This window comes from Rhodanobacter sp. C03, assembly GCF_002001175.1.
Taxonomy (GTDB): Bacteria; Pseudomonadota; Gammaproteobacteria; order Xanthomonadales; family Rhodanobacteraceae; genus Rhodanobacter.
Window position 1 is genome coordinate 573,955 of sequence record NZ_MUNT01000001.1, and the last position, 14,675, is coordinate 588,629.

Sequence of the window (14,675 nt, forward strand, 5' to 3'; positions counted from 1 at the left end):
ATGACCGCACAAACTCAAGCAGCTAGCGGCTTCAGCCGCGAGCTGGTGCTCACGGCGATGGCCGATTCGTTCCGCAAGCTGTCGCCACGGTTGCAGTTCCGCAACCCGGTGATGTTCGTGGTGTTCGTCTGCAGCGTGCTGACCACGTTGTTGTGGGCGCAGGCGCTCGCCGGTCACGGCGAGGCGCCGACCGGCTTCATCTTCTGGGTCAGCCTGTGGCTGTGGTTCACCCTGTTGTTCGCGAACTTCGCCGAGGCGCTGGCGGAGGGCCGCGGCAAGGCGCAGGCCAATGCATTGCGCAGTTCGCGCAAGGATGTGATCGCGAAGAAACTGGCGTCGGCCGATCGCCATGCAGCGATTACCTTCATTCCCTCCAGTGATCTGCGTACCGGTCACCACGTGCTGGTCGAGGCCGGCGAGCAGGCGCCCGGCGACGGCGAAGTGGTGGTCGGTGCAGCCAGCGTGGACGAGAGCGCGATCACCGGTGAATCCGCACCGGTGATCCGCGAATCCGGCGGCGACCGCAGCGCGGTCACCGGTGGCACCAAGGTGCTGTCGGACTGGTTGGTGGTGCGCATCACCAGCAATCCGGGCGAGAGCTTCCTCGATCGCATGATCGCGATGGTCGAAGGCTCCAAACGGCGCAAGACGCCGAACGAGATCGCGCTGACCATCCTGCTGGCGAAGTTCACCCTGATCTTCCTGCTGGCCTGCGCCACGCTGCTGCCGTATTCGATCTACAGCGTGCAGGCGGCGGGCATCGGTCATCCGATCACGCTCACGGTGCTGATCGCGCTGCTGGTATGCCTGATCCCGACCACGATCGGCGCGCTGCTGTCGGCGATCGGTATCGCCGGCATGGACCGGATGATCCGCGCCAACGTGATCGCCACCTCCGGCCGTGCGGTCGAGGCAGCTGGCGACGTCGATGTGCTGCTGCTCGACAAGACCGGCACCATCACCCTGGGCAATCGCCAGGCAGTGGCGTTTTATCCGGCGCCGGGCATTGACGAAAAAGTCATGGCCGAGTCTGCGCAGCTGGCCTCGCTGGCCGATGAAACGCCGGAAGGTCGCAGCATCGTGGTGTTGGCGAAGGAGAACTTCGGCTTGCGCGAACAGCAGCTCGAAGCGATGCACGCGCAGTTCGTGCCGTTCACCGCGCAGACGCGCATGAGCGGTGTCGATTTCGATACGCGGCAGATCCGCAAGGGCGCATTGGATGCCGTGGAGAAACACCTGGAGGCACAGAACAGTCACCTGCCGCCGCTGGTCAAGCGCATGGCCGAGGACATCGCGCGGCGCGGCGCCACGCCGCTGATCGTCACCGAGGGTGCACGCGCACTGGGCGTGATCGAGCTGAAGGACATCGTCAAGGGCGGCATCAAGGAGCGCTTCGCCGAGATGCGCCGGATGGGCATCAAGACCATCATGATCACCGGCGACAACCCGCTCACGGCTGCGGCGATCGCGGCCGAAGCTGGTGTCGACGATTTCCTTGCCGAGGCCACGCCGGAAGCCAAGCTCAAGCTGATCCGCGACATCCAGGCGCAGAACCGGCTGGTGGCGATGTGTGGCGACGGTACCAACGATGCGCCGGCGCTGGCCCAGGCCGACGTGGCGGTGGCGATGAACACCGGCACGCAGGCCGCGAAAGAGGCCGGCAACATGGTCGACCTCGATTCCAACCCGACCAAGTTGATCGAGGTGGTGGAGATCGGCAAGCAGATGCTGATCACCCGCGGCTCGCTGACCACGTTCTCGATCTCCAACGACATCGCCAAATACTTCGCGATCATTCCCGCCGCGTTCGCCACCACCTATCCGGCGCTCAATACACTCAACGTGATGCATCTGGCGACGCCGCAGAGCGCGATTCTTTCGGCGGTGATCTTCAACGCGCTGATCATCATCTTCCTGATTCCGCTGGCGCTGAAGGGCGTGAAGTACCGCGCGCTCGGCGCCGGTGCGCTGCTGCGCCGCAACCTGCTGGTTTACGGCTTGGGCGGCATCGTGGTGCCGTTCCTCGGCATCAAGCTCATCGACATGTTGCTGGTCCTGTGCGGACTGGCCTGATTTCTTTTTCCCGTCATTCCGGCGCAGGCCGGAATCGCTTCTCGGCAGCCTCGCGTATCGCGGAATGTGGGTCCAGGCCTTCGCTGAGATGACGGTTTCTCTCCATGGAGTTATGTCATGCAAACACTGAAACTTTCGGTATCGCTGCCCGACGAAACCCATCCTGATATGGAGCTGCGCCTGTCGGCCAACGACTCCGACTGCGACGTGGTGATCGCGCTGCCGCTGCGACCGCGCAGCGAGCCGGTCGCCGCCATCGTCGCCGGTACGAGCCCCCAGAACGCAGCGAATAGTGCCGAGAACGACTACGTGCTCGGCGGCTACGCCGGTATCTGAGACCACACGAAACACGATTCTTTCATCACCAAAGTCGCGGCTCGATACGAGCCGTTTTTGCAGGGGATTCCCATGTTGTGCAAAAAAGTAATTTCCAGTGCGGTTCTGTTCGCGATGTTGCCGATCGGTCAGTTGATGGCCACCACTGCCGAGTCAGGCAGCAGCACGTCCGATCCGCAATCGGTCATCTCGGCACCGGTGGCGCATGTCGCGAGCAATGACTGTTCGGCCGGATTCCTCAGCCGCCTGGCCGCGGCCTATCGCGAGGACGCGCAGCCGGCCGATCCGAACGCGCCCGCGGCCAAGCGCCGCGGCATGGATTCGCCGTTCAGCTCGCCGCCGTTCCCGTCGGCCGAGTGGCAGCTGGGTGGCGTGGATTTCCCGATCGGTGTGCCTGACGAGAACTCGCAATACCCGCTGGAGAAGGCGCTGTCGTGCACGGCCGTGGGTAGCTGGATGCAGAAGAATCGCATCGAGATGTACGGCTGGATCAATCCGTCGATGAATCTCAGTAGCTCGAGTTTCACCAACTACCCGCTGTCCTATGCGACGCGGCCGAACCGGGTGGAATTCGACCAGGCGCTGTTTCGCATCCAGCGCGTTCCCGACACGGTGCAGACCGATCACATCGACTGGGGCTTCCATTTCGACGATTTGTACGGTTACGACTATCACTACACCACGATGAAGGGTGTCACCAGCGACCAACTGCTCAACAACCCCGCGCCGAGCCAACCGCTCAACGGCAAGATCTACGGCAACGATCCGATGATCGCGTATGTCGACCTGTACATCCCGTGGGTCGCGCAGGGCATGGTGATCACCGCCGGTCGCTACCTCTCGCTGCCCGACATCGAGGCGCAGTTCTCGCCGAACAATTACTTGCTGACGCATTCGATTCTGTACACGGTCGATGCGTATACCAACATGGGTGTGATCACTACGACCAAGCTCAGCGACCAGTGGACGCTGCAGCTGGGTGTACATGGCGGTGACGATTCGGCGATCTGGGACAGCACCAGCCGGTTGAGCGCGCAGGCCTGCGTGCGCTGGGTGTCCAAGTCCAACAACGACATGCTGTATCCCTGCGTGGAGTCGTACAACCGCTCCAACCAGACCTATAACAACCTGCAGGAATTCGTGCTGACCTGGGGGCATCGCTTCAGCCCGAACGTGCACATGCTGACCGAGGCGTACCACATCTACGTGCGCAACCAGTCGCTGGCCACCGATCCGTCGCAGTCGCATGCGCCGGTCGGCGAACCGGGTTATCCACTCGGTGAAGCGCCGAATTTCCCGCTCGGCAACAACCCGGCCTACGGCATCGTCAACTATCTGAACATTGAATTGAACCCGACCAACATGGTCTCGATCCGCAACGAGTTCTACAACGACGTGCAGGGCCAGCGCACCGGCTTCGCCACGCGCTATTCCAGTCACACGATCGGCATGACGCACTGGGTGTCGCCGGATCTGGAGATCCGGCCGGAGCTGCGTTACGAGCGTGCCTACGACTTCCCGGCGTATGACGGCGGAAGGAAGAACTACCAGGCGACCGCGCTGCTCGACGCGATCCTGCACTACTGAGGCAATGATCATGACCAAGCTCTTGCGCAATGCGGTGATGCTGCTGTTGTTGATGACGGTGATTACCGGCGTGCTTTATCCACTGGTGGCCACCGGACTGGCCCAGCTGGTCTTTCCGCGGCAGGCCAACGGCAGCCTGATCGTGAAGAACGGCAAGCCGATCGGTTCCGTGCTGATCGGCCAGTCGTTCACCGACCCGAAGTACTTCTGGGGCCGTCCGTCGGCGACCACGCCGCAGGCGAACAACGGCACCAACTCCGGCGGCTCCAACTTGGGCCCGACCAATCCGGCGCTGACCGACGCGGTGAAGCAGCGCATCGCCGCGCTGCGTGCCGTCGATCCGGGCAACACCGCACCGGTGCCGGTGGATCTGGTCACCGCCTCGGGCAGTGGTCTCGATCCTGAGATCAGCCCGGCGGCGGCGCAGTACCAGCTGGAGCGGGTGGCGAAGGCGCGCGGGCTCAGTACCTCGCAGGTACAGGCCTTGGTGAACGAATACACCAGCGGGCGCCAGCTCGGCGTGTTCGGCGAGCCGCGGGTCAATGTGCTGCAGCTCAACCTGGCGCTGGACGCACCGCAGACGCACGGCAGCTGATCGCGCTAACGTAGGCGCCATTCACCGGACTGCTTCACACATGAACGAACCTTGGGCATGACCGAACCCTCCCGCGAAGCACGTGCCGATGCTCTGTTGAGCACCGAACACGACGAGCGCACGCATCGGCTGAAGATCTTTCTAGGCGCCGCCCCCGGCGTCGGCAAGACTTACGCGATGCTGTCCGCCGCGCGGGAACTGAAGCGACAGGGTGTGGACGTGGTGGTCGGCGTGGTCGAGACGCATGGTCGTGCCGAAACCGCGGCGCTGCTGGAAGGCATGGAAGTGTTGCCGCGCCGCCAGGTGCGTTACAAGTCGTCTGACGGCAGCGAACGCGACTTCACCGAGTTCGATCTGGATGCCGCGCTGGCGCGCAAGCCGGCTGTGCTGCTGGTTGACGAACTGGCGCATCGCAACCTGCCGGGTGGCCGGCACGAACGGCGCTGGCAGGACATCGCCGAGCTGCTCGATGCCGGCATCGAGGTGTACAGCGCGCTCAACGTGCAGCATCTGGAAAGCCTCAACGACCAGGTGCGACGCATCACCGGCATCACCGTGCGCGAGACGGTGCCGGATGCCTTCCTCGATCACGCGCGCGACATCGTGCTGGTCGACCTGCCGCCGCGTGAACTGATCGGTCGGCTCAAGCAGGGCAAGGTGTATGTGCCGGAAACGGCCGCCGCCGCGCTCGACGCATTCTTCTCGCCGACCAATCTGGCCGCCTTGCGCGAGCTGGCGCTGGACACCATCGCCGGCCACGTCGACAGCGACCTTCGCGAGCACATGCTGGCGCGCGGCAGCGCGATGACGGTACGCCGGCGCGTACTGGCGGCGATCGATGGCCACGGCCAGAGCGAGTATCTGGTGCGAGTGGCAAGGCGCATCGCCGAGCGTCGCGGTGCGCCGTGGAGCGTCGCCTTCGTCGATACCGGTGCGCGGCTGGATCCCGCCCGCCGAGAGCGGCGCGATGCGGCGATGCGATTGGCGCGCCGGCTCGGCGGCGAGGCGATCATCCTGCGCGGCCATGCGATCGCCGATGAACTGCTGGCGCACGCCGATCGTGAGGGCGTCGGCCAGATCATCCTCGGCCGCACCCGCGAACGGGTGGTGGCACGCATGCTGGGCCGCTCGCTGACCCAGCTGCTGCTGCGCCGTGGTGCACACCTTGAGCTGACCATCATCGCCACGCCGAGCGAGCGGGCGAAGGCGCGCCGACGCTTGCGTCTGCCGCAGCCGTCCGCGCGCGGTTCGCGCAGCGAATACATCTACGCCACGCTGACCACCCTGGTCGCGTTCGGGCTGGCGTTCGTGGCCGACCGTTACCTGTCGGTGGCGAACCTGTCGCTGATCTTCCTCACCGCGGTGCTGGTGGTGGCGGTGCGCACGCGCATGGCGGTGGCCGTCTATACGGCGATCCTGTGTTTCCTCGGCTACAACTTCTTCTTCGCACCGCCGCGCTACACCCTGGCGATCTCCAACTTCGACGACGTGCTGGCGGTGACGCTGTTCCTGGTGGCGGCGCTGGTCTGCAGCCGTCTCGCCACGCGGCTGGCCAGCCAGGTGGAGTCCTTGCGTGGCGCGCACGTGCAGGCGCGCGCACTGCTCACGCTGGGCCAGCAACTGACCGCCAGCACCGATGCCGGCGGCATCCGCGACGTCGGCAGCAAGGCGTTGGCGCATGCGCTTCGCTGCGACGCCGCCATCCTCGCCCGCGATGCGGAGCAGGTGTTGCGCGTGGTGGCGAGCGTGCCGCCGGAACGTGCGTTGTTGCCGCAGGATCTGGCTGCGGCCGACTGGAGCGACCGCCATGGCGAACAAGCCGGGCGTTACACGGATACCTTGAATGGCGCGCCGTGCTGGGTGTTGCCGCTGGGCAGCGAGAGCCGGCCACTGGGCGCGGTGGCGTTGCGCTTCGACCCGGCATTGCGCGAGCCCGATCCGGACCAGCGCAGTCTCGCGCTGGCGATGACGCAGGACATCGGGCAGGCGCTGGAGCGCGCCCGACTTTCCGACGAACTCGAAGGCGCGCGCGTGCAGGGCGAGACCGAGCGCCTGCGCAACGCGCTGCTGTCGTCGGTGTCGCACGACCTGCGCTCGCCGCTGGCCTCGATGATCGGTGCCGCCGGCACACTGATCAGCTACGAAGAAAAATTGCCGCAGGAGGAACGCCGCGAATTGCTGCAGGCCATCCTAGGCGAGGGTCAGCGGCTGGACCGCTACATCCAGAACCTGCTCGACATGACCCGGCTCGGCCACGGCACCTTGAAACTCAACCGCGACTGGACCGACAGCGCCGAAATCGTGGCCGCCGCGGTGACGCGCCTGCGCAAGTTGTTCCCGGAGTTGCGCGTGGAGACGATGGCGCCGCCGGAGACGGTGCTGCTCTACGTGCATCCCGCGCTGATCGAGCAGGCGCTGTTCAACATCCTGGAGAACGCCGCGCGCTTCTCGCCGCCGGACGAGCCGGTGCGGGTAAGCGTGCACAGCACCGGCGAACGCCTGCTGATCGACATCAGCGATCGCGGCCCCGGCATTCCGGAAGAAGAGCGGGCGCTGATCTTCGACATGTTCTACTCGGTATCGCGCGGCGACCGTGCGCCGCAGGGCACCGGACTGGGCCTGGCGATCTGCCGTGGCATGATCGGCGCGCACGGCGGCAGCGTGGAGGCCTTGCCCGGCGACGGCATCGGCACCACCATCCGTATCAGCCTGCCGTTGCCGCCACCGCCCGACACTGACGCATGACGCCATTCCCATGACGCCACTCCTATGACTTCAGCCGCTCCGCGCATCCTGGTGATCGACGACGAGGCGCAGATCCGCCGTTTCCTCGATATCGGCCTGCGCGCGGAAGGCTACGAGGTGCTGCTCGCCGCCAATGCGGCCGAGGGACTGGCGCTGGCCGTCACGCAATCGCCCGACCTGGTGATCCTCGATATCGGCCTGCCCGACATGGAAGGTCACGCGGTGCTGGCCGAACTGCGCCAGTGGAGCCAGCTGCCAGTGCTGATGCTGTCGGTGCGCGATGCCGAGAGTGAAAAGGTGCGCGCGCTCGATCACGGCGCCAACGACTACATGACCAAGCCGTTTGGCATCCAGGAACTGATGGCGCGCCTGCGCGCACTGCTGCGCAACCGCCCCGGCGAACCGGAGCTGCCGCCGCGTTACGACGACGGCCATCTCGCGGTCGACCTGGCGCGCCGCGAAGTGCATCTGGACGGTGTACCGCTATCGCTCACCCGCAAGGAATACGCCGTACTGGCCCTGTTGCTGCGCCACAGCGGTCGCGTAGTGACCCAGCAGCAAGTGCTGCGCGAAGTATGGGGCGCCACCCATGTGCAGGACACCCACTATCTGCGCATCGTGCTCGGCAAGCTACGCCAAAAACTCGGCGACGATCCGGTGTCGCCGCGTTGGTTGAAGACGGAGCCGGGAGTGGGGTATCGGTTTCTGGGGGGAAGTTGGGTGCAGTGATTCAATGGCTGCCTGGGTATGCGCGGTAAAGGCGCGGGGCGGCATCACGCGGGCAGGCGCAATGCGTCGACGATGAGGGAAAAGGCGGGCGGTGGTTGGCGGCGGCTGGGGTAATACAGGTAGTAGCCCGGAAACGGCGTGCACCAGTCCTCCAGCACGCGCACGAGTCGCCCTTCCTCGATGTGCGGTGCGAACTCGTCTTCCGGCAGGAAGGCTACGCCCAGGCCTGCCAGCGCGGCCGTCACGACAGGCGGCGTGGTGTTGAAAACGATCTGGCCATCGACGCGAACGTTCAATGGATGCCGCCGGCGTTCGAACTCCCAGACCGACAAGCCGCCGCTCGTCGGAAAGCGCAGGTTGATGCAGCGGTGCGCCACCAGGTCGTGCGGTGTCTTGGGTTTGGGATTCGTGGCGAAGTAGGCCGGCGCGGCGACAGCGGCCATGCGCAACTTGGGGCCGATCGGTATCGCGATCATGTCCTTGTCGATGGTGTCGCCCATGCGCACGCCCGCATCGAAACGATCCGCCACGATGTCCCTGAGTCCGTAGTCGACGTCGAACTCCACCTTGATGTCGGGATACTCGTGCAGCAGCGGCGTGATCTTCGGCAACAGCGTGGTACGCAAGACGTGATCGCCGCAGGTGATGCGCACCGTGCCGGCTGGCTTGTCGCGCAGCTCCGTCAGCAGATCCAGTTCTGTTTCGATCTCGTCGAAGCGGTGGCCGATCGCCTGCATCAGGCGTTCACCGGCGACCGTGGGTGAAACGCTGCGCGTGGTACGCGTAAGCAGCCGGATGTCGAGACGCGCTTCGAGGCCGCGTATGGCCTGGCTGAGCGCCGATTGGGTCACGCCCAGCAGCGCAGCCGCGCGAGTGAAACTGCCCTCCCGCGCCACTGTGACGAAGGACAGGAGATCGTTGAGGTTGCGTCTGGCCATGGATGCATTCTCCACGAAAGATTGATTAGTGATGCTTATATGCTCTTTAAGCATCCATTAGCTAGTCAGGCTCTCGTGCGTGCGGAAGAATGCGCCGATGCAAAAGCTCATCCACAAGTTTTCGTCGCGAGCCCAGCGCGTGACGCTGGCGTTGCTCATGGGTACGGCGCTGGGCGTGTCGGCATGCAGCCCCGGCACGTCCGTGGCATCGCCATCGGCTGAGGCTGCGTCCAGATCATCACAGGAGCATTCCATGAAGATCCGCATGGACGTCGATGGCGACGTCGTCACCGCCACGCTGGACGACACCGCCGCTTCCCGCGATTTCGCCGCGCTGCTGCCGCTGTCCTTGACGCTGAAGGAGTACGCCGATATCGAGCGCATCGCCGATCTGCCGCGCAAGCTTTCCACGGCTGGCGCACCCGCCGGCATGCAGGCGAAGACGGGCGACATCACTTACTACGCCCCCTGGGGCAACCTGGCGATTTTTGTCAAAGGCGGCAACGGCACCTCACGTGGGCTTGTGCGATTGGGCCATGTGGATACGGGCTTGCCCGCGTTGCAGCGACTCGGGTCGCTGAAAGTCAGGATCGAACGCATCACGGATTGATGGACCTGTGCGAAAACGCGGGGCGCTCTCTTCATTCCATCCATCACGTCTTCAGAGAAGACATCGAGCATGAACATGCCATCCAGCAGCGGTCGTCACGGGCCGATGTGAAGCATTGATTCGTGATCGACAACGCGACCCTGGTCGCTTCGATATGAGGAGTGCCTTTGAAAAAGCTCTTTCTATTGCTGGCACTACTGGCCAGCTCATTTTCATTCACTGCGACGGGTCAAGACATGTCCAATGGTGCAGACAACTTCTACAAGAGCGACAAGGTGATCTTGCAGAAGGTCACTTTCGACAACCAATACAAGATGAAGGTCGTCGGCAATCTGTTCACTCCCAAGGGTCTCGATCGCAATGCCAGGCATCCAGCGATCATCGTCGGTCATCCGATGGGCGCGGTGAAGGAGCAAAGCTCGAATCTGTATGCGCAGAAGCTGGCCGAGCGGGGCTTCGTCACCCTCGCAATCGACCAGTCGTTCTGGGGCGAAAGTGAGGGCCAGCCGCGCAACGCCGTTGCACCGGAGATCTACTCCGAGGCCTTCAGCGCAGCCGTGGACTATCTGGGCACGCAGTCGTTCGTGGATAGAGATCGCATCGGCGTTCTTGGCATTTGCGGCAGTGGCAGCTTCGTCATCAGTGCGGCCAAGATCGATCCGCGCATGAAAGCCATTGCCACGATCAGCATGTATGACATGGGAGCCGCCAGCCGTAACGGCCTCAAGCACTCACAGATGCTCGAGCAGCGAAAGAAGATCCTTGAAGCGGCGGCATAGCAGCGCTACGTGGAATTCATCGGTGGCGAAACTAAATATACCGGCGGCACGGTGCACCAACTGGACGAAAACACGGACCCGATGCAACGCGAGTTCTACGACTTCTACCGCACCCCGCGAGGCGAATACACCCCCGAAGGTTCATCGCCGCAACTCACAACGCATCCGACACTGACCGGTGTCGTCAAGTTCATGAACTTCTATCCGTTCGATGACATTGAGACGATTTCCCCGCGTCCGATGCTTTTCATCGCGGGCGAGAACGCGCACTCCAGAGAGTTCAGCGAAGAGGCGTTCCGGCTTGCAGGTCAACCCAAGGAGCTTGTCATTGCGCCTGGTGCTGGCCACGTGGATCTTTACGATCGCGTCAACCTCATTCCGTTTGACAAATTGACTGCATTCTTCCAAGCCAATCTGAAGTAACTCAAGCTCGTTCCCGAAACCGTAATTGCGGCGAACACCAACCCGCACGTGGAGCGTCCCGTAAAACGGACGCGCCGTTGTCCTTCAAGTCATCAACCAATGAATCCCGCCATGTCCACTCCTTCGACCACCCTCATCGCGTCATCCGGGAGCCGCGGCCATGCCAGTCAACGGGCGGCATGGAGCGCCGTCGGCTCCCTGTCCATGTGCGTGGCGCTGCTGATCGCCTCGGAGTTCATGCCAGTCAGCCTGCTGACACCGATTGCCGCCGACCTGCATGCCAGCGATGGCCTGGCCGGACAAGCCATTTCCATCTCGGGGCTGTTCGCCGTGTTCTCCAGCCTGATGATCGCCAGCGTGGTGGCGCGCCGTGATCGCCGTCGCGTGCTGATGGCGCTGACGGTCGCCATGCTGGCCTCGCTGGTGCTGATCGCGACAGCGCCCAACTTCCTCATGCTGATGGCGGCGCGGGCACTGCTGGGCATCGCCATCGGCGGGTTCTGGGCGCTGGCCACCGCGACGATCATGCGTCTGGTTCCGGCGCCATCCGTGCCCAAGGCGCTCGGCGTGCTCTACACAGGCAACGCCATGGCCGTAGCGTTTGCCGCGCCCATCGGCAGCTATGTGGGCGGATTGATCGGCTGGCGCGGTGTGTTCGGGGCGTTGGTGCCGCTCGTCGTCGTGAACCTGTTGTGGCAGTGGCGCAGCCTGCCGGCCATGCCGCCGGATGCTGACGCCACGGCACGCAGGACGAACGTGTTCGCGCTGCTGAAGCGCCGCAACGTCGCCTTCGCGATGGTGGGAGTGATGTTGTCGTTTGCCGGGGCGTTCTCCACCTTTACTTACCTGCGGCCGTTTCTTGAAACGCGTACAGGCGTCGATGTAAGCCAGTTGTCGTTACTGCTGCTGGGATTGGGATTGGCCGGATTCGCGGGCACCTATGGCGCCAGCGCATTGCTGGGTCGGCATCTCTACCGCCTGCTTGCCCTGCTGCCGCTGGCACTGGCGGTAACCACGCTGGCGTTTCTTGGCTTTGGATACTTGCTGTGGCCGGTGGCCCTCATCCTGATCGTGTGGGGCACGCTCAACGCGGCGATTCCCGTGGCATGGTCCACGTGGCTATCGCTGGGCATCGCCGACGAACCCGATGCCGGCGGTGGCCTGCTGGTGGCAGCCATCCAGCTTGCCATCATGCTGGGCGCAGCGTTCGGCGGGTTGCTGCTGGATCACCTGTCGCTGACCGCAACCTGGATCGGTGGGGCGGTGATGTTGTTGCTTGCAGCGTTGGTCGTAGGCAGCGGTCGTCGTTTGCGTCCTGCAAATGATGGTGCCGGATGCTGAGGCTCCGGCTGAAAAGGACAGGGTCGCGATCTGTTCCAATGCAACGATGACTCGCTCACAGCAGCCACCCATGAAACGAAACCTGTCCCGCTGGCTGCTCGCGCTGTTCTTCATCACCGCGGGCACGTTCCATTTCCTGTTCATTGCGAACTACATGGGAATCATGCCGGCATGGCTGCCCTGGCATCGGGCGCTCGTCGTCATCAGTGGCTTGTGCGAGATGGCCGGTGGCCTTGGCGTGCTGTGGCACGTGACACGTCGCTGGGCGGGATATGGGTTGATCGCGTTGTGTCTGTCCGTATTGCCGGCCAATGTGCAGATGCTGCTGAATGCGCAGGCTGCGCATGCATCGACCTTGTGGCTGACGCTGCTGTGGGTGCGCTTGCCGTTGCAAGTTCTGCTGATCGCGTGGATCTGGCACGCGACCCGTTCGCGCGCAGACTGAATGTCATCAAGAGCCGCGATGACGGCCGATCACCCGTACAACATCGCGGCATGTGCTCACGGAATCCGGCACTGCCCATCCAGCGGCGCCTTGGCGGCGGCATCAAGATCGGCACGGCTCACGTCCTTGTCCTGCGCCGGGTCGAACACGATTCTGGCCTTGACGTTCTCGCCGTTGCTGCCTTGGATGTTGGCGAGGCCGTTGAAGCTGAGCAGCTCGCGTGTCTTCGCGTCGTAGGCCACGTCGATATGCGGCAGGGCGAAGCCGATCAGGTTGTCCAGGCTGAGGCGGTAGTGCCGGGCATCGCGGCCATTCACCGGTGCGTCGGCCATGCGCTTCACGCTGAAGCCGAGCGTGCCGAGCCGGCTGGGTACCAGGAACGGGATCTTGTCGCTGCCGTCCTCGCCCAGCTTGTCCCAGTGGTTGCGGATGTAGGCATCGAAACCGGCGTCGATGACCGGCATCGGCGAGGTATCGAGTGCGGCGGTGCGCTCCTGCGCGCCCTTGTCGACGCGGGCGAACACCACGCGTTTTCCGCCTACGCTGCGCACGCCTTCTTGGTAGCCGGTGCGCGCATCGTCCAGCACGAAATCCGGTGCCTGCGCGTTGCCGTCGTCGTGCATCAGCTTGCGTGCGAACGGCTTGCCGTCCGGGCAGCGGTAAAGCACCAGCCGTGACGAGTTGCCGCCGTCGTCGTACAGCCAGTGCGATTCGCGATACATCAGGTGGTCGTCCGCGCCGGCGAAGGCTTTGCCTTCGACGTGGTGAACGGCGTTGGCGTCGGTGCCGGCCAGTGCGCTGGCGGAAGCGGCTAGCGCCAGTGTCAGTCCCAGCGCACAGACGCGCCGATGGGGTTTCATCGTCAAGGGATTACTCCGGCAGCCATGGGGTTTGCTGCATCCGGGCGTAAGTACCCGTTGCAGCAGGAGATACGGCTGGATCCGACCGGTGGATGCACGGGCGACAGGCCGGCTGTGCCAGAAAGGAACCTCGAATAACCCGGCTATTGCTCGTCATCCCGGCGAAAGCTGGGATCCAGCGACTCCAAGTCCTTGATCGGCCAAGGCACTGGATTCCAGCTTTCGCTGGAATGACGGACATTTGAAGTTATTCGAGGCCCTCAGAATCGGGCGAAGACTCGGTCTACCCGAGCTGACCGCAGGCGGTCTGCATCGGAGCCGGCCCACGCCCGAGCGGGGTTTGCGCACGTGGCATCGGCGGCTCGCGCGGTTATCATAGCCAATCAGATTCACCACTCCGGCCGTAACTACCGCTTATGTACGGCCGGCTCAACAGAGGACATCCCATGGCACGTGGCATCAACAAAGTCATCCTGGTCGGCAACCTGGGCTCGGACCCGGAACTGCGCAGCACCGGCGGCGGCGTCAGCATTTGCAGCTTCAGTCTGGCCACCTCCGAATCCTGGACCGACAAGCAGTCCGGTGAGAAGCAGGAGCGTACCGAGTGGCACCGGATCAAGATCTTCGGCCGCCTCGGCGAGATCGCCGCCGAGTACCTGAAGAAGGGTCGTCAGGTCTATATCGAGGGTTCGATCCGCACCGACAAGTTCACCGGCAAGGATGGCGTGGAAAAATATTTTACTGACATCATTGCCAGCGAAATGCAGATGCTGGGCAGCAACGAAGGCGGCGGTGGCGGCCAGCGTGAGCGTCCGCAGAGCACCGGCGGTGGCCAGCAGCGTCAGGGCGGCAGCAACTATGGCAACCAGTCGCGCGGCAGCGATGACCACGGCGCTCCGTCGCGGCAGTCGCCGGCACCGGCCGACAGCGGCTTCGCGGATGACGAGATTCCGTTCTAGGTGACACCTGAGAACGAAACTGTTGCTTTTTGACCTATAAGCCCCCGAGAAATCGGGGGTTTTTCTTGTCGGAACTGGACGTTTTCACATCATTTCTGGCATCGAGAGCTCCTCTAAGCTACAGCCTCCATCAAAAAGCCCACGCGGCATGTCGCCCAAGCAATAGCGCTGCTTATAACGTCCGGGGTTTAAAGCCACGTGCGCTACTCAGATTGAGGACCTCGATTGCCGGTGCCCTGCAATTGCGGTCTGGAG

The 14,675-nt window shown here is 63.7% G+C and carries 15 protein-coding genes; 12 read left to right on the forward strand and 3 right to left on the reverse strand.

Annotation, left to right across the window (positions count from 1 at the left end; genetic code table 11):
• From kdpB to B0E48_RS02450, 6 genes are all read left to right on the forward strand, one after another.
• Positions 1 to 2,073 (forward strand): potassium-transporting ATPase subunit KdpB, encoded by a 2,073-nt coding sequence (gene kdpB, locus B0E48_RS02425; RefSeq protein ID WP_077515829.1) that lies wholly within the window; start codon positions 1 to 3, stop codon positions 2,071 to 2,073.
• Positions 2,074 to 2,190: 117 nt separating this feature from the next.
• The gene (locus B0E48_RS02430) at positions 2,191 to 2,409 is read left to right on the forward strand and encodes a hypothetical protein (protein WP_077515830.1); all 219 of its coding nucleotides are present in this window, start codon (positions 2,191 to 2,193) and stop codon (positions 2,407 to 2,409) included.
• 72 nt (positions 2,410 to 2,481) lie between these two features.
• Complete coding sequence (locus B0E48_RS02435) at positions 2,482 to 3,996, forward strand: outer membrane beta-barrel protein (protein ID WP_174566705.1); 1,515 nt, start codon at positions 2,482 to 2,484, stop codon at positions 3,994 to 3,996.
• Positions 3,997 to 4,006: 10 nt separating this feature from the next.
• Positions 4,007 to 4,591, forward strand: a complete 585-nt coding sequence (kdpC, locus tag B0E48_RS02440; RefSeq protein WP_077516898.1) for a potassium-transporting ATPase subunit KdpC — start codon at positions 4,007 to 4,009, stop codon at positions 4,589 to 4,591.
• A gap of 57 nt (positions 4,592 to 4,648) precedes the next feature.
• A complete protein-coding gene (locus tag B0E48_RS02445) occupies positions 4,649 to 7,336 on the forward strand; it encodes a sensor histidine kinase KdpD (protein WP_077515831.1) in 2,688 nt (895 codons plus the stop codon).
• 24 nt (positions 7,337 to 7,360) lie between these two features.
• Positions 7,361 to 8,065, forward strand: coding sequence for a response regulator transcription factor (locus B0E48_RS02450; protein WP_077515832.1), 705 nt, complete (start codon positions 7,361 to 7,363; stop codon positions 8,063 to 8,065).
• A 44-nt stretch (positions 8,066 to 8,109) separates the two neighbouring features.
• On the opposite strand, the gene B0E48_RS02455 is transcribed toward B0E48_RS02450, so the two are convergent.
• Complete coding sequence (locus tag B0E48_RS02455) at positions 8,110 to 9,003, reverse strand: LysR family transcriptional regulator (protein WP_077515833.1); 894 nt, start codon at positions 9,001 to 9,003, stop codon at positions 8,110 to 8,112.
• A 57-nt stretch (positions 9,004 to 9,060) separates the two neighbouring features.
• Entirely contained in the window at positions 9,061 to 9,258 is a 198-nt protein-coding gene (locus B0E48_RS17975; RefSeq protein WP_077515834.1) for a hypothetical protein, read from the reverse strand.
• 10 nt (positions 9,259 to 9,268) lie between these two features.
• On the opposite strand from B0E48_RS17975, the gene B0E48_RS02465 reads away from it, so the two are divergent.
• From B0E48_RS02465 to B0E48_RS02480, 5 genes are all read left to right on the forward strand, one after another.
• The gene (locus B0E48_RS02465; protein ID WP_254423823.1) at positions 9,269 to 9,613 is read left to right on the forward strand and encodes a cyclophilin-like fold protein; all 345 of its coding nucleotides are present in this window, start codon (positions 9,269 to 9,271) and stop codon (positions 9,611 to 9,613) included.
• Between the two features lie 236 nt (positions 9,614 to 9,849).
• On the forward strand, positions 9,850 to 10,392 hold the full coding sequence (locus B0E48_RS17980) for an alpha/beta hydrolase (protein ID WP_254423824.1): 543 nt from the start codon (positions 9,850 to 9,852) through the stop codon (positions 10,390 to 10,392).
• Between the two features lie 9 nt (positions 10,393 to 10,401).
• Complete coding sequence (locus tag B0E48_RS17985; RefSeq protein WP_254423825.1) at positions 10,402 to 10,815, forward strand: alpha/beta hydrolase; 414 nt, start codon at positions 10,402 to 10,404, stop codon at positions 10,813 to 10,815.
• Between the two features lie 111 nt (positions 10,816 to 10,926).
• Positions 10,927 to 12,156 (forward strand): MFS transporter, encoded by a 1,230-nt coding sequence (locus tag B0E48_RS02475; protein WP_077516899.1) that lies wholly within the window; start codon positions 10,927 to 10,929, stop codon positions 12,154 to 12,156.
• 70 nt (positions 12,157 to 12,226) lie between these two features.
• The gene (locus B0E48_RS02480) at positions 12,227 to 12,601 is read left to right on the forward strand and encodes a hypothetical protein (protein WP_077515836.1); all 375 of its coding nucleotides are present in this window, start codon (positions 12,227 to 12,229) and stop codon (positions 12,599 to 12,601) included.
• Between the two features lie 56 nt (positions 12,602 to 12,657).
• Here B0E48_RS02480 and B0E48_RS02485 read toward each other — a convergent pair whose 3' ends face one another.
• Positions 12,658 to 13,467: a hypothetical protein gene (locus tag B0E48_RS02485; protein WP_139350123.1), complete on the reverse strand. Its 810-nt coding sequence runs from the start codon at positions 13,465 to 13,467 to the stop codon at positions 12,658 to 12,660.
• Between the two features lie 440 nt (positions 13,468 to 13,907).
• Here B0E48_RS02485 and ssb point away from each other — a divergent pair, with 440 nt between their 5' ends.
• Positions 13,908 to 14,420 carry a single-stranded DNA-binding protein gene (gene ssb, locus B0E48_RS02490; protein ID WP_077515838.1) on the forward strand — a complete coding sequence of 171 codons (513 nt, stop codon included), beginning with the start codon at positions 13,908 to 13,910 and terminating at the stop codon, positions 14,418 to 14,420.
• Positions 14,421 to 14,675 lie beyond the last annotated feature (255 nt).

What these genes read in the sequence shown, in the direction of transcription:
- B0E48_RS02465 (WP_254423823.1), top strand. Translation starts at nt 9,269, where the DNA reads ATGGACGTCGATGGCGACGTCGTCACCGCCACGCTGGACGACACCGCC.
- ssb (WP_077515838.1), top strand. Translation starts at nt 13,908, where the DNA reads ATGGCACGTGGCATCAACAAAGTCATCCTGGTCGGCAACCTGGGCTCG.
- kdpB (WP_077515829.1), top strand. Translation starts at nt 1, where the DNA reads ATGACCGCACAAACTCAAGCAGCTAGCGGCTTCAGCCGCGAGCTGGTG.
- B0E48_RS17975 (WP_077515834.1), bottom strand. Translation starts at nt 9,258, where the DNA reads ATGGAATGCTCCTGTGATGATCTGGACGCAGCCTCAGCCGATGGCGAT.
- B0E48_RS02430 (WP_077515830.1), top strand. Translation starts at nt 2,191, where the DNA reads ATGCAAACACTGAAACTTTCGGTATCGCTGCCCGACGAAACCCATCCT.
- B0E48_RS02480 (WP_077515836.1), top strand. Translation starts at nt 12,227, where the DNA reads ATGAAACGAAACCTGTCCCGCTGGCTGCTCGCGCTGTTCTTCATCACC.
- B0E48_RS17980 (WP_254423824.1), top strand. Translation starts at nt 9,850, where the DNA reads ATGTCCAATGGTGCAGACAACTTCTACAAGAGCGACAAGGTGATCTTG.
- B0E48_RS02435 (WP_174566705.1), top strand. Translation starts at nt 2,482, where the DNA reads ATGTTGTGCAAAAAAGTAATTTCCAGTGCGGTTCTGTTCGCGATGTTG.
- kdpC (WP_077516898.1), top strand. Translation starts at nt 4,007, where the DNA reads ATGACCAAGCTCTTGCGCAATGCGGTGATGCTGCTGTTGTTGATGACG.
- B0E48_RS02455 (WP_077515833.1), bottom strand. Translation starts at nt 9,003, where the DNA reads ATGGCCAGACGCAACCTCAACGATCTCCTGTCCTTCGTCACAGTGGCG.
- B0E48_RS02445 (WP_077515831.1), top strand. Translation starts at nt 4,649, where the DNA reads ATGACCGAACCCTCCCGCGAAGCACGTGCCGATGCTCTGTTGAGCACC.
- B0E48_RS02475 (WP_077516899.1), top strand. Translation starts at nt 10,927, where the DNA reads ATGTCCACTCCTTCGACCACCCTCATCGCGTCATCCGGGAGCCGCGGC.
- B0E48_RS02450 (WP_077515832.1), top strand. Translation starts at nt 7,361, where the DNA reads ATGACTTCAGCCGCTCCGCGCATCCTGGTGATCGACGACGAGGCGCAG.